Below are 22,902 nucleotides of genomic sequence, written 5' to 3'. Positions count from 1 at the left end.
AGGTGTACAATAAATCGTTGCATCCCAACCTGTACTTGTTCCTGTTGCATTAGAACTGAATGAAAAAGTTAAACAACCACTTGGCGAAGTTGATGTAAAACTAGGTGGTAATGTAGTACCTGTATAAGTCCCTAATATCGGAGACGTTGGTAAATCACCATTCCTAACTATTAAATTATCTCCAGCTGCTAAATTAAATGAATTAAATACAACCGTTACAACATCACCAATATTCCCAGGACACGCCGTTACCGAATAATTCTCATTATTCTGATAACCTCCCGTAGTACCTCCTGTGTCTGTAAAATGATCCCCAGCACAAAAATTCGGAGTAGTACAAATAGTAATAGGCAATGACCAATAACTCTTATCTGTTGGCGAACATATCGCGCGAACATAAACATCATAACACGTAACTGAATTCAAGCCCGTAATTAAATAAGGACTCGGTGTACTTACAACTGTACCCGATGATGTAGCCGTAGGTGCTGCCGAACCCTGGGGTAAAACCAATACCTCCCACTGTGTCTCCGTCGCTCCATTAACCCAGCTAACTTGAGCCTGACTATAGCTAATATTAGAAGAAGCTAAATTCTTAGGCTTTGGACATGTAACCAATTTCAATTCTACATTGTCTATCGCAGCAGGTGGCTGAGATCCTAACGTAGCATTGTTTCTCCACTCAAAAACCAAACGCATTGTACCTCCTGCATATGGAGCAACATTCATATCATTAATAAATACATTATTCCATGTAGAAGACAACAATAAATCATTGCCTATCTTGATATTTGAAGCACTAGCAACAAGACCAGTACCTGCCGTTGGCGTTGTAGTAGCTGGAATCACCCAAACTCTAAGTAAATCATTTGCCGACTCCCCTAAAGCTTTCCAATCAAATTTTAATTCCGCTTGTGTAAAACCCGCTGGAATGGTAAAATCCTTATAGGCATGAACAATAGAAGAAGATGTAAGTGTATAAGTATTCGTCGCTCCATAAGAATCCGAAATATACATCGAATGAGTACCGCCATTATTAACCGCTGTTCCAAAAGACCATTTGTTAGATTGAGTACCACTACTTAATGTCCAACCTGAAAGCGTCTCAAAACCATCTGTATATGGAAGTGCTACAGCAACCTGAGGAAGTGTAAAAGTAAATGGACCAGACCAAATACTAAACGTACCATCACCACATGAAGCACGAACATAATATTGATAAACAACACCCGAAATACCAGTGAAGTTCCATCCTGTATTAGTCGTAACCGTAGTACCAGCTCCCACAGGTAAACCATAAGGTGCCGGAGCAACCGAAACCTCCCATGAAGTAGCTCCCGATGGATTACCCCATGATAAAGTAGCCGATGTACTTGTAATGCCTGTAGCAGTTAAAGCATTAGGCTGTGTACAAAAAACCTGTTGAATATTTAATGTATAACCAACCGTCTGTGTTCCCGTTAACGATGAAATTATAATATAATAAGTAGTACCTGCCGTAACAGGAAATGGATTAATATTACGTGGATTCGAAGTATTATTTACTACTCCAGCCAAACAAACAGCAGACGGACTTGGACAAGTAGCAAAAACGTGAATACTCGAATTAGCAACCGTAGGATTTAATGTAATAGCTATATTACCCGTAAATGAAGGAGTGAAACTATAAAAAACATCATTACCATCCATGTAATTTGCAGCAGAACCACTACAAGTTAGCGGTTGAATAATATCATTCGGATCCCCATAATTCGCCGTATTATCTGTAGTAGTATAAGGTAAACTACCTATAACAATAGGGGCAACACAAACCTGACCCGGAAGAGTCGTGGTAAAAGTAGCCGTAGCAGACCAATCACTAGGAAAACCAGAAGGACAAATCGCTCTAACTCTAAACTTATATGGAGTACCTTGAGTTAATCCCGTTACCGTATATGGATTCGTATTAGCCGTGTAATTAGGAACACCCGTAAAATTCGCCGACTGTGGAACAACTTCAATCTGCCACTGGGTAGCACCAACTGGACCCGTCCAACCTAACAAAGCTGACGTAGTCCCAATATTAGTAGAAGTCAACGTAGCAGGAACATTACACGTCTGAACAACATTAACATTATCAATCAACCAGCGATCACCATTCTCATTTGTTCGTACAAAAGCTAAATAAATATTCTGACCCGCATATGCCGATAAAGAAATTACCTTCTCCTCATAAATATTATAAGTGGTCGTTAAAGTATTATCCGTCCAAGTCGCACCAGGAATCGTAGTAAAAGAACCCGTACCCGTTTGAGAGGTCGTAGAAACTCTTACCGAAAAAGAAGTCCCATCATCACCAGCTAATGTAGTACGCGTGTAAAAACGCAACTGACCATTGGCCGGAACTGTAACCTGGGACGTAACCAAATACTCCTCAGCTGTAGTGGCTGACGAACCATTTGCTCTTGTTAAATAAGCGGAAGTACCTGTACCTCCATATGCCAATGCAGTACTCGAAGTCGTAGACCAGTTTATCGTACCAATTCCATTGTCACCTGTAGGAGGAAAAACACCCGACTCAAAATTCTGAGTCAACTGACCATAACCCAAAAAAGAAAGCACCAATGACAGTAATGTGAGTAGTTTTTTCATTGCTTGTTAGTTTTTTAGTTAGTAGTTTTAAACGTTGTTTAACAAAAATATGGAATTGAAAATAAGTAAATTAACATTTCATAAAAATTTAAAATATAAACATTAAAATGTTATTTTTTTATACAATCAATTTTCTAACTTTGTTTAAAAAACAAGAATCCTTTGAAAAAAATATACTTTGCATCAGATCAACATTTAGGTGCACCCACTCCTGAAGTAAGTTTCCCAAGAGAACAAAAATTAGTTCAATGGCTAGATACCGTTAAACAAGATGCCGAAGCTATTTTTTTATTAGGAGATTTATTTGACTTTTGGTTTGAGTACAAAACAGTTGTTCCCAAGGGGTTCGTGCGTGTATTAGGCAAACTCGCTGAAATTAGAGACAGTGGTATTCCTATTTATTTTTTTGTAGGCAATCACGACTTATGGATGGATGATTATTTCGAAAAAGAATTAAATATTCCCGTTTACCATAACAATCAAGAATTTACATTTAATGGCAAAACTTTTTTAATAGGTCATGGAGACGGAAAAGGACCTGGCGATATGGGTTACAAACGCATGAAAAAAGTATTTACACATCCGTTTTCTAAATGGATGTATCGATGGTTGCACCCAGATATTGGAATGCGATTAGCCCAATATCTGTCTGTTAAAAACAAATTGATCTCAGGTGAAGCAGATGTACATTTTTTGGGAGAAGACAAGGAATGGTTGATTCAATATTGCAAAAGAAAACTGGAAACCAAGCACTATGACTATTTTGTTTTTGGTCACCGCCATCTACCAATGAACATTACTTTAGAAAATGACGCCCAATATATCAATTTAGGTGATTGGATTAGCTATTTCACCTATGGTGTTTTTGATGGTGCGCAATTTGAATTGAAAGAATATAAATGATTCTATGAAAAAATATCAAATAACCTTAACACCACTAAAATAAACATCCTACTACACAATTAAGTATTTAAATTGTCTTTAATATTAATCTAAATAATTACTCAACATAGTCTATCTAAAACTTAATGAAAAAAATAGCTATCTTTGAAAAAACACTTATCATTAGTAAAGATAGAAATAGCACTCTTGATTACTATCAATAATATTCTAACACTCAGATTTAGATTTAATTTATTTTATGAAAATTAGCCTGTTAAAAGTCATATTAGTTTTAAGCGTGTTGAATCCATTTTTTTCATGTAATGATAATCATTTTTCAGAAGAGAAAAATATCAAAAAAAAATTAGATAATGCAAATCTAAAGCTTGAAAAACGTCCAGATATTACCCTAAATATAACAGACACTCTTCTTAATCTTAATTCTAAGGATTCATTAAAAAAAAGTGATTTATTACTTATTTATCAAGTTCGTCAGAAGGCATTTTCAAAATTAAAAAAATTAGACTCTGTTTTATCTTCAGGGGAACATGTTAGAGATATAGCGGCAAATATACCTGATTCTCTAGCGATAGCTGAATCTTTACTTTATTTTAGAGGAGGCATAGATTTCAATCACATTAAAAAAGTAGAACCTTATGTTTCTAGCGCTATTAATTTATTTAAAAAGCTAAACAGAAAATATGAAACAGGGGTTGTATTAGAATTAAATGGTTTACTATTAGGAAACAAATTAGATTTTATTAATGCACAAAAAAATTTCTTTGAAGCCTATGAGATTTACAGCAAACTTGATAGTTTAAATGCATTAGGTAAAATTTGTCTAAATATGGGGAACAATTTTGCTTATGGCAAAGACATGAAAAATTCTTTTTTTTACTACAAAAAAGCTTTAGCTATTGGTAAACAAATACATAATTATAAAATAGAAGCAAATGCTTTAATGAACTTAGGGATAAATTATAGAAAAACCGATGCCGATACTGCCATGTACTACTACAACAAAGCGTTAAAAGTTTTGACTAATAAGTCTGAAAAAAAAATAAAAACTATGGTGCTTTATAATATGGCTAATTTAGAAAGTGATAGAGGTAATAATATCATAGCAGAAAAAATATACAATGAAATAAAATCTAATGCCATTAGCGAAAAGAACTACGAAAGTCTTGCTGTAGCTTATAGTGGACTATCTTCAATCGCTATTAATTCAGGAAAAAGCGAAGAGTCTGTGCGCTATTTATTGAAAAGCATTCGTATTGCTGATTCTATCGGTATGAAAAATTTATCCATGATGTTACGACCAGAATTAATTAGTATCTATAAAAATAAAGGCGATTATAAAAAAGCTCTTACTGTTACAGAAGAGTTAAAAACACTTAGTGATTCCATATTTTCAAAGGAAAAACAAATTGCCATTAATGAACTTGATAAAAAGTATAAAACTAAAGAAAAAAACCAACAAATTATTCACTTAAAACAAGCCTCTTCTTTAAGACAAAATATAGCTATTGTACTTTTATTCCTTTCTGGAAGTTTATTTTTTATGTGGTACAAAAAAAACAAACTACATAAGGAAAAAACAGCAGCTTATAGTGTATTGATGAGAAAATATAGAGATGAAAAAGAGAAAAAACAACTAAAAGAAATTAATTTTTCTTCTACAATGAATTTAAACATTAAAGAAAAAATAGACTCAAAAGAACTATTTTTATTTAATAAGCTAAATGATTATTACCTAGAAGAAAAGCCCTACTTGGATTCAAAATTAAAAATAGAACAGGTAGCAAAAAAATTAAACATTCCACAAAGAAATCTAATTGCTGCATTACGAGCAGGCGGATATACTAGTTTTACTTCATATACTAATAAATTCCGAATAGATGAAGTAAAAAAACTATTTGAAGACCCAAATCTTAAACATTACAAAATTGAAGCTCTTGCCTTACAAGCAGGCTTTGGTGCCAAGCAATCATTTTACAACACCTTTGAGAAATTTACAGGAGTAAAGCCAAGCTATTATCGTGATGAGATTTTAAAAACAGACTTGTAATTTTTTGAAAACAAAGACGTTTAAAGGTTGCTTTTTAGCGACTTTTTTTGTATGTATTATGTTCAAAATTGATTTTATTTTTTACAAAATCAATTTTTAAAAGCATTAAACAACTCGGTTTTCACATACAAATACTTACTGAAAATCATGGCTTTACAATATTTTGGACTCGTAAAACAATATATTGGACTTGTATTTGTTGACCATCAAACAATTAATTTGGTTATTTGTGATTCCTAAATTCAAAAATTAATTTTAAGTATGAAGCAAAATGATTTTCTTTTAAAACACCCCTTATTTAAATTATCATCGATATTTTATATAATACTAATTGGTGTTATATTTTTAAAATCGAATAATGGGTTTGGACAGAATAATGTCCTCTACGGTAATATTAGTCCAAATGGATCTACTGTTGCAATTGGAACGGAACCTCTCTACTTGGGTAACAATGAGGTTGGTTATCTCATCAATATAGGCCCTATTACTTCTACAAATGTAATACTCAGTAGTATTATTTTTAAATTATGGAATTCAAGTAATTCTACAGGTCCAAACACGGGTACATGGGGATCTTTTAGAATAAGAGTTAGAGAAGTACATGCAAATGTTTCTGCTAATCCTGGAGATCCTGTAACATATAGTTTTATAGACAAATACGATAATAATCACACCATAAGTGTTACCAATTCTACTATTCCTCTCCAAGATTACTCTAATTCTAACTTTATAAATTTAACCCAAAGCGTAAGTCTTTCAAAATACACTTCATATTTAATAACAATTCAGCAAAATCTTCCTTCATCACTAACTCCATATTGGCTTCAGTCTGATAATTTTTTAGGCTTTTCAAGTTTTCCTGGAGTGTCAAATCAAGGAGCTTATATTGTTTCAAACTCAACATTAACTCCAATACCAAGTGTCAATCAAACTTTATTTTTTGAATTATTATATTCTTTGCCTAACGCTACAGTAAATACAAAAGCTGTCACAACCATCAATTATAATCAAACAATAACAGCAGAGTCGGGAGGACAAAGTATTGCTGAAGCGGGCTCATCAATCACTGCAAAAGGTATCTGCTGGTCTACTAATCATAACCCAACTATTTCAAATAATTTTACAAATGAAGGAGCTGGAACAACTGATTACACAAGTACATTAACCAATCTTTTACCAAATACAACTTATTACGTAAGAGCATATGTAACGGATGCTTCTGGAACTTATTATGGAGCAGAAACTTCTTTTTCAACCAACAGAGCTCCTGTCATTACTAGCGGAGCGGGTTCAAACAATACATCTATTACGATTTCAGAAAACACTGCTGCTGTTACAACCATTCAAGCAACAGATAACGATGTTCCTGCACAAAATTTAACCTTCAGTATTAATGGAGGTGCAGATGCTTCAAAATTCACAATCAACCAAACAACGGGTGCATTGAGTTTGAATGCGACTCCAGATTTTGAAAACCCTACTGATTCTGATGCTAATAATTCTTATATCGTCACTATTCAAGTTACTGACAATGGAAGCATTCCTAAATCTGCCTCTCAAACCTTAACAGTCAATGTAACAAATATAGCTGAAACACCAGTAGTAAATGCCATAAACACTTTAAACATTGGGATTACAGGAGCAGCACTTTCCGCAACAGTAGTTACAAATGGAGGTGGTGGCACAATTACAGAAAAAGGGTTCGTTTATGCCCCTACGACTATTAATGCTAATCCAATTGTTGGTGGCGCAGGAACTACAAAAATTATAGTGACTGGAACTATTGCCAATTTTACAAAAGCAATAACAACTCTAACTCCAAATACCTCTTATTCTTTTAAAGCTTTTGCTACAAATGCTACTGGAAGTGGATATACCGAAACTATAAACTTAACTACAAATGGTTTAACAGCAGGACCTAGCATTAGTTATGAAACACAAATACTACAACAAAATGTAGCAATAACTCCAATAACTCCAACTAATACCGGAACAACTATACCAGCAGGAACATATTCTAAAGTAGTTACCTTTGCAGGAAGTTCTGAAGGTAATACAAACGATACTAATCCATTATCAGCTAAATTCAATGCACCTATGGGAATGGTAATGGATGCTTCGAGAAACATTTACTTCACCGACTCATACAATCATCGCATTAAAAAAATAGACGGAACTACTGGCGCGGTTACTCAAATTGCTGGACAAACCACACCAACTCCTTTTTTAGCAAGTGATAGTGGCTCTAATGACGGAACAGGAATTGGTAATGCACGCTTTGACCAACCCTCTGGAATGACATTCGATGGACAAGGCATTTTATATATTGCTGACCGTGGAAACAACAAAATTAGAAAACTAGTTCTAGTTACAGGTGCCGTGAGTACTATTGCTGGAGGAGGAACAGGTTCGCAATCAGGGTATACAGATGCAACAGGAACAGCAGCTCGTTTTTTAAGACCCACGGATGTAGTTTTTAGAACAGAAAATGGCACTTCTTACTTATATGTAGCAGATGCAGGAAATCATTGTATAAGAAAAATTAATTTAACAACTAACGCTGTTACCACTTTTGCTGGTAGCAATACCTCTGGAACTACTGAAGGAAACCTAACTTCTGCTAGATTTAACAACCCAACTAGTTTAGCTTTCTCAAGTACAGGAATATTATATGTTGTAGATAGAGGCAACCAAAAAATCCGTAAAATAGACGCAGGAACTGTATCTACATTTGCTGGAAGCGGAACGAATACCACAACGAATGGTACAGGTACGGGAGCTTCTTTTGCTGACCCTTATGGAATTGCTATCGATGGTGGGGATAATCTATATATTACACAAGCATTAGACGGAAGTTATCCATCATCAAATCCAGGATTTAGTGTGAGTACTTCCACTAATAATTACATTAGAAAAATTACCCCAAGCGGTGTAGTAATTAATTTTATTGGTTCGGGAACCAGAGGAACTACTAATAATGATAATGGATTATTGGCTTCTTTAAGCAGCCCAGCTCACATACTATTTGATACCAACCAAAAATACATGTACGTTTCAGAATGGTATGGCGATGATATTCGTAAAGTTGAAATTACAGGATATACTGTTTCACCAAGTTTACCTTCTGGTTTAAGTCTTGATAGTACTAATGGAACAATATCAGGAACTCCGACTGCAACATCAATCGCAACAAACTATGCGATTACGGGTTATAACTATTATGGATCTAACTCTACAAATTTAAATATTACAATTGCTAATTTACCAACCATTACTACTGATGCGGTTACATCAATTGCCTCGTCAACAGCAGTGAGTGGTGGAAATGTTACCAGCAATGGTGGCATTACATTAACAGAAAAAGGAATTTGTTGGAGTACAACAGCTAATCCTACAATTAATGATAATAAACTTGCAGACCCAACCACTACAACAGGTAATTTTACATCCAATTTGACAGGATTAATTCCAGCAACTACTTATTATGTTAGAGCTTATGCAACTAATGCTTTAGGAACTTCTTACGGAACACAAGTTACTTTTACAACACTTATACAAGTCCCAAATATAGCGTATAATACGACTAATAGCTTTACTTTAAACAATCCGATTACTCCATTACAAGTAACAAATACAGGTGGGAGTGTTAATGGAATAAATAATTATGTTACAACAATTGCTGGTAGTGGTGATAATGGCTTCGCTGATGGAAATGGAAGTAATGCAATATTCAATAATCCACAAAATGTTGCAGCTGATGCGGCGGGAAATATTTATGTAGCTGATTATAGTAATCACCGAATTAGAAAAATAGATACAAGTGGAAACGTAACAACACTTGCAGGGAATGGCACAAACGGATACCTAGATGCTAATGGGGCTAATGCTCAGTTTAATCATCCTTATGGGGTTGCTGTTGATGAATATGGAAATGTCTATGTAACAGATAGAGATAATAATAAAATTAGAAAAATAGATCCCAATGGGAATGTTACCACACTTGCTGGAAGTAATTTAGGTTATACTGATGGCAATGGAGTATCAGCACAATTTAATTACCCACAAGGAATTGCAGTTGATAGGTATCGTAATATTTATATAACCGATATAGGTAATTATAAAATTAGAAAAATAGATACTAGTGGGAATGTAACTACTTTAGCAGGAAGCACTGGTGGCCAAGCAGATGGTCTTGGTACTAATGCTAAATTTAGTGGGCCTAATGGTATAGCTGTTGATGCCTCGGGTAATGTATATGTTAGCGATCAAGGCTACAACCGAATAAGAAAAATTGACCCTACCGGAAATGTAACTACAATAGCTGGAAGCTCTACAGGCTATGCTGACGGAATAGGAATCGAAGCAAAATTCTCAACCCCAAATGGAATTATAGTTGATAACTCAGGAAACGTTTATGTTGCTGATACAAATAATTATAAAATTAGAAAAATTGACTCGAGCGGCTATGTAAGTACGCTAGCAGGAAGCTCTTTTGGTTTTTTAGATGGTAGTTTAACAAATGCAAAATTTAAAGGACCTCGAGGTCTTACTGTTGACGCTACTGGCAACCTTTATACTACGGATTATCAACTTCATAAAATCCGAAAAATCACACTAACTGGATATTCTGTTTCTCCAAGTTTGCCTGCGGGCTTAGTTTTAAACACTGACGGTAGTATTACAGGAACTCCAACGGCGCTAAGTCCAGCTACTAACTATACTATTACGGCTACCAATGCTGGCGGAAGTTCTAGTTATACTATAAGTATTGCTGTATTATCCTTACCAACAGTAGCTACTAGCATAAACATTTCTAGTTCAAACATTCTAACCCCTACAAGTGTATCTGTTACAGGAAATGTAAGTTCAGAAGGTGGAGCTACAGTAACAACAAAAGGTATTTGCTATGCTACTCATAGTCTTCCTACTACGGGAGATACTACAATTAATTACACAAGTGGAGGTCTGGGTTCTTATTCAATTGGATTAACCAATTTAACCCCAAATACCACTTATTATGCAAGAGCTTATGCCCAAAATACACAAGGAATAGCATATGGAAATCAAGTAGAATTTACTACTCCAAATGTTACACCTAATATTTCATATAACACATCAAATAATTTTACAATAGGTAATGCAATTACACCTTTACAAGTGACCAATACAGGGTCTACTGTTTCAGGTATTAACGGAATGGTTTCTACTATTGCAGGAAATCAATCCTCGCCAGGTTATCAAGACGGAAATGGCTCTTCAGCTCAGTTTGATTCTCCGACAAGTATTGCATTTGACACTTCAGGAAACATGTTTATTGCTGATTATGTTAATCATAGAATTAGAAAAATAGATACGAGCGGCAATGTAACTACTATAGCTGGTAATGGTGAAGCAGGTTTTGCAGATGGAAATGGAACAGAAGCTCAATTTTTCTATCCAGCTTGTGTTGCAACTGATGCTTCAAATAATATTTATGTAGCCGATGCAGGAAATCATAAGATCAGAAAAATAGATACGAGCGGTAATGTAACTACTGTAGCTGGTAATGGTGAAGGAGGTTTTGCTGATGGAAATGCTGCAACTGCACAATTCTATTATCCTTATGGAGTTGCAGTTGATAAATATGGCATCATTTATGTAGCCGATTATTTTAATAATAAAATTAGAAAAATTACTCCTACAGGAAGTGTTTCTACCATAGCAGGAAGTGTAGAGGGTTATGCTGACGGATATTATACAAATGCAAAATTCAAAAATCCCATTAGAGTAATTGTTGATACGGAACAGAATCTTTATGTTACGGATAGTGGTAACAACAAGATTCGTAAAATTAGCTACATGGGAAGTGTTTCTACAGTAGCAGGTAGTTCTCAAGGTTATTCAAATGGAAATAGTACATCAGCTCAATTTAGCACTCCTACAGGAGTAAATATCGATGTTGCTGGAAACATCTATGTTGCTGATTATGAAAATCATAAAATTAGAAAAATCAGCCCTTCAGGAAATGTTACAACATTAACAGGTGGAGATCAAGGTTATGAAGATGGAGTACTAACAAATGCTAAATTTAGCTACCCATATGATATTGCTTTTGACAATAACGGGAATGCCTATGTACCTGATAAAGATAATGCTGTTATTAGAAAAATCACCTTAACTGGATATTCTGTTTCTCCAGCTTTACCAGCGGGATTAGTTTTAAATTCAGATGGAAGTATTTCAGGTACTCCAACTAGTTTAAGCCCAACAACTAATTATACGATTACCGCTACAAATACTATTGGAAGTTCTAGTTACACCATAAGTATTGCTGTTGAAAACAATGTAAATAACGTTAATTTGCCTACAGCATCAGCACAAACATTATGTCAAGGATCAAAAGTTGCAAACTTAACCGCAACAGGTACTAACTTAAAATGGTATAGTACTTCAACTGGAGGAAATGCCTTAAATCCTAATACAACCTTAACATCTAGCACATATTATGTTTCTCAAACCATTTCAGGTGTAGAAAGTGCAAGAGTAGCTGTAAATGTATCTATTTCGCCAAATGTTGGCAGTATTGGTTCTATTTCAGGTTCAACTAATTTAGCTTCAAATATTACATCAGCTACATATTCTGTCGCTCCTGTTACTGGTGCTACTAGTTATGTATGGGAACTACCTTCTGGAATGACTTTACTAAGTCAAACAGGAGCATCTATTAACGTTAATTTATCTTCAAGCTTTAGTAATGGAATAATTCGTGTTAAAGCAATAAATGCTTGTTCAGAAACTTCAACTAAAAGTCTTAGAATACAACGATCAGGCTTAGTCCCAGCGGGTGCTTTTTCATTAGCTATTTCCGGAAACTCAATATTATGTCCTAATAGTTCTCAAACCTATACCGCAACAGAAATTTCAGAAGGTACTTATTTTTGGACAATTCCTTCTACCACTTCAATAATATCTGGACAAGGTACAAGAACCATCACACTAGCTTCTACAGCTTCATTTATATCTGGACAAATTAAAGTAGTTTGTACAACTAATTCCGCAAGCCAACAAGCTACGTATAATATTTCTGGAGCAACTTTACCTTCAATCATTACAGGACCAAGTACTATTTGTGGATTAACTACTGCAACCTATAGTGTTCAGCAAGAATCAGGAGTAACCTATCAATGGAATGTACCAAATGGAATGACAATAGTATCAGGACAAAACTCTTCCACTATAGTTGTATCAATTGAAAACCAATCAACAACTGGATCAATTAGTGTTCGCTCATTATCAACTTGTGGAACAAGTAATAGACGAACTCTCGACATAGGTACTATTCCAATAATAAATTCGATTAATGGAGCAACAACTCTTTGTGGAGCTGCCCAAGCAACTATTGGAAATAATGGAACTGTTTTAAACAACAACCCATTAAATCAATATACATATAGTGTTGCAGCAATATCTGGTGTTTCTTCTTATCAATGGTCTGTACCAAATGGTTCTACAATTATTAGTGGTCAAGGAAGTAATTCAATTGTGGTTAATTTCGATTTAACAACTTTTGAAACAGGCTTAATAAGTGTTCAAGGAATTAACAACTGTGGAAATGGGCTAGTGAAAACATTGTTAGTAAGTAGTGTAACCGGAAATATTACAGGACCAACCAATTTATGTCCTTTATCTACTGCAACTTATAGTGTGCCTTCAGATTTAGGAACTAACTTCGAATGGGATCTACCACAAGGAATGACTATCACAAGTGGAAATGGAACCTCAAGTATCCAAGTAACTATTTCTCATCCAATAAATTTCAACCTAAACAACCAAGTTTCTGTATCATTCCAAACAGCATGTGGCGGAACAAGAAACTTTAAATTAGGAGTAAACTGTACTGATTATTCTAATTTAACAACAAGTTTCTGTGAAGCAACTAATATTAGCCCTTATGAATGGATTTATGCAAACTTAGTTAATGGAGCAACTGAATATAGATTTAACATCTATGACCAAACTGGGGCAAACTTGATTACAACAATTGATAGAACTGTTCCTTATTTCAGATTCTATGGCAGTAACTTTTCTTATGGTACAACTTATATAATAAAAGTCCAAATAAAACAAAATGGTTCATTTAACGCCGAAGGAAGCCCTTGTCATTTAACTTTAATCAACCTTCCGACTACTTCTTTAAAACAAGAATACTGCGGAATTACAGAGGTGACTCCTTATCAATGGCTTTTTGCAAATACTATTTCTGGGGCAACTGAATATAGATTTAACATCTATGATCAAACTGGGGCAAACTTAATTTCGACTATCGACAGAAACGTTCCTTATTTTAGATTCTATGGCAGTAATTTCTCTTATGGCTCAACTTATCAAGTTAGAATACAAGCCAAACAAAACGGCGTTTATAGCTCTGAAGGAACAGCTTGTAATGTTACTCTAATGAATCTTCCTACAACATCATTAAGTCAAGAATACTGCGGAATTACAGGGGTAACTCCTTACCAATGGCTTTTTGCAAATGCTGTTACAGGAGCTACAGAATATCGATTTAACATTTATGACGAAACTGGAACAAACTTAATTTCGACTATCGACAGAAACGTTCCTTATTTTAGATTCTATGGCAGTAATTTCTCTTATGGGTCAACTTATCAAGTTAAAATACAAGCCAAACAAAACGGCGTTTATAGCTCTGAAGGACGTACTTGTAATGTTTCTATACAGGAAATAAATACTAGAGAAAACCCAACACTTACTAAAAATGAAATTGAGATTTCTTTAAATCAAAAATTTGTTGCTTTCCCTAACCCTTTCAAAGAAACTTTTAGGATAAACCCTTTATTAAATGAAAAAACCGAGAAAGTTAAATATCAAATTTTTGATGTAGTAGGAAAACTAATAGAATCTAACGAAATCGAACCATCGATGTTAATAGATTATTCTTTTGGAAGTGAGTACCCTAGAGGTGTATATATTATAAACATCGAACAAGGAGACTATCATGAATCATTAAAAATGATAAAACAATAAAAACTATAATTTTCATATGAATATAATACCCCAAAAAAGTCAAATTCTTTGGGGTATTTTTTTAACTTTCTAATTCCTTATCTATATCCAAATCTCGAAACTCAGGCGAAAATCCACCCATAATGACAACAACAACTAACGTCATAATTCCGCCAAAAACAACCGCATTTACAGTCCCCATTAATCGGGAAGTAAGACCACTTTCAAAAGCACCTAATTCGTTTGAAGAACCAACAAATATAGAATTAACCGAAGATACTCGACCGCGCATAGTATCAGGTGTATATAATTGCAATATGGTTTGACGAATGACAACCGAAATTCCATCAAATACACCACTTAAAAACAAAGCGACAACAGATACCCAAAAATGGGTGGATAAGCCAAACACCACAATAGAAAGACCAAAAAAGAATACGGCTATCAATAGTTTTCGACCTGCACCTTTATTTAAGGGAATATAAGTAGCTACCAACATAGTAATCAAACCTCCAATAGCTGGTGCCGCTCTTAAAACTCCAAATCCTTCTGAACCTACTTTTAAAATATCTGTTGCAAATACTGGCAACAAAGCTATGGCTCCGCCAAACAACACAGCAAACATATCTAGTGAAATAGCATTTAATATCTTTTTATTTTGGAAAACAAAATGCAAACCTTCCTTTAAACTTTGCATGACTGGTTCGCCTCTTTTAGGATTTAAAATGGGTTTTTTATCAATTTTAAGAAGCCCAATAATTCCTATAAAAACACAAATTACCACCATACACATAGAAGTAAAAATTCCGATCCAGCCAATCATAAATCCCGCTAAAGCAGGTCCGAACACAGCAGCAATTTGCCAAGTAGAACTACTCCATGCTGCTGCATTTGGTTTTTCTTGATTTGGCACGATAAGACCAAGCAAGCTAAACACAGCAGGGATAATAAAAGCACGAATAATTCCGCCAAAAAATACCAAACCATAGATAGCATATAAAATCATATTTTTATTCAACTGTGCAACAACATCTGTATTTACTAGTAAACAAAAAGCAATACTAATTAAGGCTAACCCTGAAAAACATTTGATTAACATCCCTTTTTTTTCAGATTGATCTACGATATGACCAGCAAACAATGCCAAACTTATGGCTGGTATAACTTCCATTAAACCAATTAACCCTAGCGACCAAGGATCTTTAGTGAGACGATACACCTCCCATTCGATTAAAACAAATTGCATAGACCAAGCCAATACAATTCCTAGACGCATAAACAAAAACCATTTGAATTCTTTTATTCGAAGAGATGAAAAGGGATCTTTTTTTGCCATAATTTACTTTTGAAAAGCAAAGGTCGGAAAGATTTTTAAAATATATTATTCTTTAAATTTTAATTTAACGTAAATCTCTTAATTGTAACTGAACACTCACCTTACCATTCCATTCATTTTCTTCTATTGAATAGACTGCTTCAAAATTTTGTTGGTTTTTCATTATCTCTATTTTATTACCTAATTTAAAACCAACTGCTCCAAAACTTTCACCCCTATCTTGTTTGATATATGCCCTTATATGCTCATCATTGGCACCAATTGTTTTAGCATAACCGGTATCTCTCAAATTGGATGTATAGAAAACAGGCGTCATATTCCCTGGTCCAAACGGTTCGAATTGCTTTAGAATACGCAACAATTTTGGGGTTATATCTGTGAGATTAATTTCCGCATCAATTTCAATTTCGGGAATGAGTAAATCAGGCGTAATAGTCTCTTGAACTACTTTTTCAAAAGCCCGTTTAAAAGTGTCATAATTTTCTTCTTTCAATGTCATTCCAGCTGCATACATATGCCCACCAAATTGTTCGAGGTGTTCGGCACAAACCTCAAGAGCATTGTAAACATCAAAGTCTTTAATTGAACGTGCTGAAGCAGCTAATTTATCACCACTTCTGGTAAAAACGATGGTAGGACGATAATAATTTTCCACTAAACGAGAAGCAACAATACCAATCACTCCCTTATGCCAATGTTCTTGAAAAACGACAGTCGAAAAACGATTTTCTTCATTATTTTCGAGAATTTGTGCTAATGCTTCTTTAGTAATTTGTTGATCTAACTCCTTTCGGTCGGAATTATGTTGTTCTATTTCAGAAGCAAAAACTTCTGCTTGAGCTAATTCATACTCAGTTAATAAAGCAACTGCTTCATTTCCATGTTTAATTCTTCCAGCTGCATTGATTCTTGGTGCAATAAGAAATACCACATCTGAAATAGTCAATTCCTTTTTTTTAACGTTTTGAACTAGTGCTTTTATTCCAGGACGTGGATTAGAATTGATGACTTGTAAACCAAATTTTGCCAAAACACGATTCTCACCAATAATAGGAACAATATCGGCAGCAATGGCTGTAGCCACTAAATCTAAATAGGGAATCAAATTAAATATCGTTATATTGCGTTTATACGATAAAGCCTGAATAAGCTTAAACCCAACACCACATCCACATAGTTCATCGAAAGGATAAAAACAATCTTTTTGTTTAGGATCTAAAACCGCAACTGCATTCGGAATGACATCTCCAGGACGGTGATGATCGCAAATAATAAAATCAATGCCTTTCTCTTTAGCATAGACTACATGTTCTATAGATTTAATACCACAATCAAGCGCTATGATCAGGGAAAAATTATTATCGTCAGCAAAATCAATACCTTGATATGACACTCCGTATCCTTCTACATAACGGTCTGGAATATAAGTAGCTACATTAGAATAATAACTTCTTAAATAACTTGACACTAAAGAAACCGCAGTGGTACCATCCACATCATAATCTCCAAAAACCAAGATATTTTCTTGTCTCTCTATTGCTAATTCGATTCTCGCAACCGCTTTATCCATATCTTTCATCAAGAATGGATCATGCAAATCATTTAGGGTTGGTCGAAAAAATTGTTTGGCTTGATCGTAGGTTTCAATCCCACGTTGTGCTAATAAAGTAGCGACAATTTCGTCTACTTGCAGTTCATTTTTTAAGGCTTGTACTTTATCCTTTTTTGGCTTTGATTTCTGTGTCCAACGCATAGTTCAATTATGAATTTGAAATTATAAATTTCGGCGTATACTATTGATTTGCAAATATATAAAAACATTCCACTCGAATTCAAAGGTATTAACAATATGCTTTATAATTTATCTTTAGTCTAAAACAATCAAAATCATACGTTACTTTTTCACTAAAGCAACACCTTCAAAATGAATGCCTTCCCAACCAAAAAGGATAAAATTTCTAATATTTTGATGGTCCGTTCCTTCTGGTGTATTTAATACATCCTGATAGTATTGACCAAACAACTCCAACGTTTCTTGCTTGGTCAATTGTTTTTGTTTTGCATAAGCAAATAATTTACACGAACCATTATTTTCTCCTGCTAAATTAAATTGATTTCCGTTCTTAAAAGCTGTGGGTGTAAACATGTAATGCTCATCAATATATTCTATTGTATCAGGAAATGATTTCTTGTCGACTAGTTGCTGCATAATTAAAAGATAAAAATGATTTTATTTCTTCCCCGCCACACACACCACAATTTCTCCTTTAGGTGGTTTAGCTTCGAAATGTTTAAGCACCTCTTCAGCTGTTCCTCTTACGGTTTCTTCATGCAGTTTAGACAACTCTCGTGAAACTGTAACTTGTCGGTCAGCACCAAAATACTGAATAAATTCAGCTAAAGTTTTCACTAATTTATGAGGCGACACATATAAAATCATGGTACGGGTTTCTTCTGCTAAAGCTAAAAAACGGGTTTGTCTACCTTTTTTATCTGGTAAGAAACCTTCAAAAATAAATTTATCATTAGGCAATCCACTATTGACCAACGCAGGCACAAAAGCTGTAGCACCAGGCAAACATTCTACTTCTATTCCATTTTCTACACAAGCACGTGTTAATAAAAAACCAGGGTCAGAGATAGCTGGAGTTCCTGCATCAGAAATTAAAGCTATCGTTTCACCTGCTTGCATACGTTTTACTAAATTATCAACCGTTTTATGCTCGTTATGCATATGGTGACTTTGCATTGGGGTTCCTATTTCAAAGTGTTTTAGCAATTTTCCACTATTGCGCGTGTCTTCGGCTAAAATACAATCGACTTCCTTAAGCACTTTAATAGCTCTCAAAGTCATGTCTTCTAGGTTTCCTATGGGAGTGGGAACGATATAGAGTTTTGACATCCTATTACTTCTATCGTCTAAAGTTTATAGTTAAAACCAACTACAAGCCATAAACATTAAAAAAATTATTTAAATTTATTTTCTACAATTTCTAAAAAACGTGTTTCATACTCTTCTTTTCCTGCCCAATTGTTATAATCAGGTTTTACAAAATCTAACACAAAAGATTTTGCTTCCTCTAAAGATGTGAACGAATTAAGTTGCGAAATAACTCGGTTTAAATCTTCTGTATTACCAGCAAAAAGATTTTTTTCAAAAGCAATTTTATCATTCAATGTAAGCACGATGCCTTTACCAACTGGCATTTCTGGTTTTGACACAACTGCAGCAACTTCAACAGTTTTTACCTCCTCTTCAACTATTTTAGGCGAAACAACTTCTTCTTTTAGGGCTTCAATAGGTTTTACATCTTCAATGACAGGAACAGGAATTATGTCTTCTTTTTTAACAAATAAAGTATCTTGGTAATCATGAACCAAAACCTCATCTATAGTAATCTGTTTAGAAACTTTAGTTCCAATTATAGCGGATTCCTTTTTAGGTTCATCGTTTAGTTCTTCTATTGACTGATTATCGATTGGTTTCTGCTCAACAGCCTCCTCATGAACTTTTTCATCAAAAACCGGTGCTTCATGAGTTAATTCAACATTCTCCATTAATTCCTGCTCTATTTTTTCAATATTCTCAGGTGAAGTCAACTCAACTTCTTCTAATTCTTCCTCGTCTACTTCAATGGTACCTACAATAATTCTTTCTAACTTTTCTTCAAAAACTGCCCCACCCATGTCTTGCTCAATCACATTGAATTGTTCTTCATAGAATCGTAACAATGTTAATTGCTCATATAATTTCTTCACCTCATCTTGCAATTGAACCGTTTCTTTGTAATTATTCATTTTTAATAATCGGTGGGCAATACTGATTAATTCAGCTTCAATCTTTTTTTTCATAGGATAGAATACTAGTGTAAACGATTTTTAATACATTTGTTTGTTCTACAAAGGTAAAAGAATTTCAAATCTAATAATAGTAAAAAGGCAAAATGTTTCTCGAAAATACAGTCAATCAAGAAGAGCAATTTGGATGGATAGAGGTAATCTGTGGGTCAATGTTTTCTGGCAAAACAGAAGAGCTAATTCGTCGATTAAAAAGAGCGCAATTTGCCAAGCAAAAAGTAGAAATATTTAAACCTGCCATAGACACTAGGTATCATGATGAAATGGTGGTTTCTCACAATAAAAACGAAATCCGATCTACCCCCGTTCCTGCTGCAGAAAATATTCGAATTTTAGCACAAGGATGTGATGTAGTAGGTATCGATGAAGCCCAGTTTTTTGATGATGAAATTGTAGCAGTTTGCAACGACTTAGCCAACAGCGGTATTCGCGTTATAGTAGCTGGATTAGACATGGATTTTAAAGGCAATCCTTTTGGTCCAATGCCAGCTTTAATGGCTACTGCTGAATATGTAACTAAGGTTCATGCTGTTTGTACACGAACTGGAAATTTAGCGCATTTTAGTTTCAGAAAAGCAGCAAGTGAAAATCTAGTTTTATTAGGTGAAACAGACGAATATGAACCTCTAAGTAGGGCTGCTTACCATAAGGCTATTCGAGAACAAAAGGAAGAAGAATGACAATAAACTCTACTTTATTAGCAAAGGCTATACATTGTTCTTTTATGAACGAAAACATTTTTTTGGAATTTGACCATGTTTCCATTGATAGTCGATCTCTTCAGAATGGTAGTCATACCTTATTTTTTTGTTTAAAAGGTCACAATCATGATGCACACCAATATATTGAATCTTTAATCCAAAAAGGAGTTGCTAATTTTGTTGTCGAATACATTCCAGATGTCGTAAAAAATAAAGCTCATTTTTATATAGTTGAAAACACAACGGTAGCACTACAAGAATTGGCTCAACATTATAAATCAGAATTCAAATCGTTACAAACGATAGCTATCACTGGTAGTAACGGAAAAACTATAGTTAAAGAATGGTTGAATTTCTTACTCAGCCCCGATTACGCCATAGTCAGAAGCCCTAAAAGTTACAATTCTCAAGTAGGTGTCCCTTTATCTGTTTTTGGAATCAATGAAAAACATAATTTAGGTATCTTTGAAGCAGGCATCTCCCAACATCATGAGATGGCTCTTTTAGAGAAAATCATTCAACCTTCTATTGGTATTTTTACCCACTTAGGCGACGCACACAACGAAGGTTTCACCTCAATTGAAGAAAAAGTAAAAGAAAAGACAAAACTATTTAACCGATGTAAAATAGTCATTTTAGAAAAAAACGACTTTGTAGAAAAGCATATTTCAGCACCTACTTTTACGTGGAGTTTTGATAATCCATCCGCTAATGTTTTTGTGGTTTCTAAAGTCAAAAACAACCAACAAACAAATTTAAAACTTCAAATTTCAAATCATAAAATAGAAATTAACCTACCTTTCACGGATGATATTTCTATTGAAAACGCTATGACTTGTATAGCGACTTTAGTTTATCTAAAAGTTGATTTTTACGTAATTCAGAAAAGAATTGCAGAGTTATACGCAGTAGAAATTCGATTACAAGCCAAAAAAGGCATCAATAATTGTCTATTAATTGATGATAGTTTTTCAAGTGATTATCAATCATTAAAAATAGCTCTTGACTTTCTTGACCAACAGAAAGTACATTCCAAAAAGAGTATTATTTTATCGGATATTTTCCAAAGTGGTTTAGACGTAGATCAATTATACCACAACGTCACTAAAGCACTAGAAAGCAACAAAATAAATCGCATAATTACTATTGGAGAAACCATTAGTAAACATCTAGAACATTTACCAAATGTGATTTCTTTTTCTACAACCCAAGCATTTTTACAACAATTCAACACTCAATCTTTTCAAAACGAAACCATTTTAGTTAAAGGAGCAAGAAGTTTTCATTTTGATGAAATTGTAGTACTATTGGAAGAAAAGAAACACGAGACTATTTTAGAAATTAATCTAGATGCAATAACTTATAACCTCAACTTTTACAAATCCAAACTAAAACCAGAAACCAAAGTTATGGTTATGGTAAAAGCCTTTGGCTATGGCAACGGTGGTTATGAGCTAGCCAAACATTTAGAATTTTTAAAAACAAGCTATTTAGGAGTGGCATTTGCTGACGAAGGCGTGGAATTGCGAAAGGCAGGAATTACGATGCCTATTATGATTATGAACCCTGAAACAAGCAGTTTCAACACCATGATTGCATACCAATTGGAACCTGAAATTTACTCCCTAAACGCACTCAAATCCTTTATAAAAATAAGCAAAGAAAAAAATGTTAGCGCTTATCCTATTCACCTTAAGTTGGATACGGGCATGCATAGACAAGGCTTTGAAGCACATGATATTCCTGAATTAATAACTATTTTACGCCAATCGAATTTTGTAAAAGTCACTAGTATTTTTAGTCATTTAGCGGCAAGTGATGAACTAAATTTCAAAGACTTTACCTTACTCCAAATTAACCGATACCAACAAATGGCTGAAGAAATAAAATCTAAATTAGGCATTCAACCTATTGAGCATTTATTAAACACATCTGGCATTTTTAATTTTAGCGAATATCAATTTAATATGGTTCGATTAGGAATAGGCTTGTATGGTGTTGGAAATTCTAAAGAAGAAAATCAATTATTGCAACAAGTAAGCACACTAAAAAGCATTATTCTTCAAATTAGAGAGGTTACTCCAAAAGAAAGCATTGGCTATGGTAGAAAATTCATGGTAAATGAACCTATTCGAGTAGCCACCGTACCTATTGGTTATGCGGATGGGATTCGAAGAGCATGGGGTAATGAAAAAGGATACGTCACAATACATAATCAAAAAGCTCGTATTCTAGGCAATATTTGTATGGATATGTTAATGGTTGATGTCACTCACATCCCTTGTCAAGAACAAGATGAAGTTATCATTTTTGGACATTCACCTACGGTAATTGAAATGGCACAAACATTACAAACTATTCCATATGAAATCTTAACTTCTATTTCACAACGAGTAAAAAGAATTTTCTACAAAAATGGATAA

Annotated in this window: 11 protein-coding genes; 5 read left to right on the top strand and 6 right to left on the bottom strand. The window is 34.2% G+C overall.

The features are described from left to right. A partial coding sequence (locus tag QZ824_RS02160; protein WP_291274395.1) for a choice-of-anchor J domain-containing protein occupies positions 1–2,631 on the bottom strand: 2,631 nt, incomplete at its 3' end. Between the two features lie 162 nt (positions 2,632–2,793). On the opposite strand from QZ824_RS02160, the gene QZ824_RS02155 reads away from it, so the two are divergent. The 3 genes from QZ824_RS02155 to QZ824_RS02145 all read left to right on the top strand — a co-directional run bounded on the left by QZ824_RS02155 (position 2,794) and on the right by QZ824_RS02145 (position 14,605). Next, the gene (locus tag QZ824_RS02155) at positions 2,794–3,534 is read left to right on the top strand and encodes a UDP-2,3-diacylglucosamine diphosphatase (RefSeq protein ID WP_291274394.1); all 741 of its coding nucleotides are present in this window, start codon (positions 2,794–2,796) and stop codon (positions 3,532–3,534) included. Positions 3,535–3,772: 238 nt separating this feature from the next. Next, positions 3,773–5,581, top strand: coding sequence for an AraC family transcriptional regulator (locus QZ824_RS02150; protein ID WP_291274393.1), 1,809 nt, complete (start codon positions 3,773–3,775; stop codon positions 5,579–5,581). 261 nt (positions 5,582–5,842) lie between these two features. Then, positions 5,843–14,605 carry an SMP-30/gluconolactonase/LRE family protein gene (locus QZ824_RS02145; protein ID WP_291274392.1) on the top strand — a complete coding sequence of 2,921 codons (8,763 nt, stop codon included), beginning with the start codon at positions 5,843–5,845 and terminating at the stop codon, positions 14,603–14,605. Between the two features lie 61 nt (positions 14,606–14,666). Here QZ824_RS02145 and QZ824_RS02140 read toward each other — a convergent pair whose 3' ends face one another. The 5 genes from QZ824_RS02140 to QZ824_RS02120 all read right to left on the bottom strand — a co-directional run bounded on the left by QZ824_RS02140 (position 14,667) and on the right by QZ824_RS02120 (position 19,772). After that, positions 14,667–15,920 (bottom strand): MFS transporter, encoded by a 1,254-nt coding sequence (locus QZ824_RS02140; protein WP_291274391.1) that lies wholly within the window; start codon positions 15,918–15,920, stop codon positions 14,667–14,669. A gap of 64 nt (positions 15,921–15,984) precedes the next feature. Next, a complete protein-coding gene (gene recJ, locus QZ824_RS02135; protein ID WP_291274390.1) occupies positions 15,985–17,673 on the bottom strand; it encodes a single-stranded-DNA-specific exonuclease RecJ in 1,689 nt (562 codons plus the stop codon). 141 nt (positions 17,674–17,814) lie between these two features. Continuing rightward, entirely contained in the window at positions 17,815–18,129 is a 315-nt protein-coding gene (locus QZ824_RS02130; protein WP_291274389.1) for a HopJ type III effector protein, read from the bottom strand. A 21-nt stretch (positions 18,130–18,150) separates the two neighbouring features. After that, the gene (gene rsmI / locus QZ824_RS02125; RefSeq protein WP_291274388.1) at positions 18,151–18,822 is read right to left on the bottom strand and encodes a 16S rRNA (cytidine(1402)-2'-O)-methyltransferase; all 672 of its coding nucleotides are present in this window, start codon (positions 18,820–18,822) and stop codon (positions 18,151–18,153) included. A gap of 65 nt (positions 18,823–18,887) precedes the next feature. Next, positions 18,888–19,772: a hypothetical protein gene (locus tag QZ824_RS02120; RefSeq protein WP_291274387.1), complete on the bottom strand. Its 885-nt coding sequence runs from the start codon at positions 19,770–19,772 to the stop codon at positions 18,888–18,890. Positions 19,773–19,864: 92 nt separating this feature from the next. Between QZ824_RS02120 and QZ824_RS02115 the strand changes: the two genes are divergently transcribed. Both QZ824_RS02115 and QZ824_RS02110 read left to right on the top strand, forming a co-directional pair. Beyond that, positions 19,865–20,458, top strand: coding sequence for a thymidine kinase (locus QZ824_RS02115; RefSeq protein ID WP_291274386.1), 594 nt, complete (start codon positions 19,865–19,867; stop codon positions 20,456–20,458). Further along, a complete protein-coding gene (locus tag QZ824_RS02110; protein ID WP_291274385.1) occupies positions 20,455–22,902 on the top strand; it encodes a bifunctional UDP-N-acetylmuramoyl-tripeptide:D-alanyl-D-alanine ligase/alanine racemase in 2,448 nt (815 codons plus the stop codon). Before QZ824_RS02115 ends, QZ824_RS02110 begins: the two co-directional genes overlap by 4 nt.

It is taken from the genome of Flavobacterium sp., assembly GCF_021151785.1.
GTDB lineage: Bacteria > Bacteroidota > Bacteroidia > Flavobacteriales > Flavobacteriaceae > Flavobacterium.
Note: the sequence above shows the minus strand (reverse complement) of the source record. Positions and strands in the feature narration are given on the sequence as shown.

Bases quoted from the DNA above. Each gene is read 5' to 3' on its own strand.
- QZ824_RS02150 (WP_291274393.1), top strand. From the start codon at position 3,773: ATGAAAATTAGCCTGTTAAAAGTCATATTAGTTTTAAGCGTGTTGAAT.
- QZ824_RS02145 (WP_291274392.1), top strand. From the start codon at position 5,843: ATGAAGCAAAATGATTTTCTTTTAAAACACCCCTTATTTAAATTATCA.
- QZ824_RS02140 (WP_291274391.1), bottom strand. From the start codon at position 15,920: ATGGCAAAAAAAGATCCCTTTTCATCTCTTCGAATAAAAGAATTCAAA.
- recJ (WP_291274390.1), bottom strand. From the start codon at position 17,673: ATGCGTTGGACACAGAAATCAAAGCCAAAAAAGGATAAAGTACAAGCC.
- QZ824_RS02130 (WP_291274389.1), bottom strand. From the start codon at position 18,129: ATGCAGCAACTAGTCGACAAGAAATCATTTCCTGATACAATAGAATAT.
- rsmI (WP_291274388.1), bottom strand. From the start codon at position 18,822: ATGTCAAAACTCTATATCGTTCCCACTCCCATAGGAAACCTAGAAGAC.
- QZ824_RS02120 (WP_291274387.1), bottom strand. From the start codon at position 19,772: ATGAAAAAAAAGATTGAAGCTGAATTAATCAGTATTGCCCACCGATTA.
- QZ824_RS02115 (WP_291274386.1), top strand. From the start codon at position 19,865: ATGTTTCTCGAAAATACAGTCAATCAAGAAGAGCAATTTGGATGGATA.
- QZ824_RS02110 (WP_291274385.1), top strand. From the start codon at position 20,455: ATGACAATAAACTCTACTTTATTAGCAAAGGCTATACATTGTTCTTTT.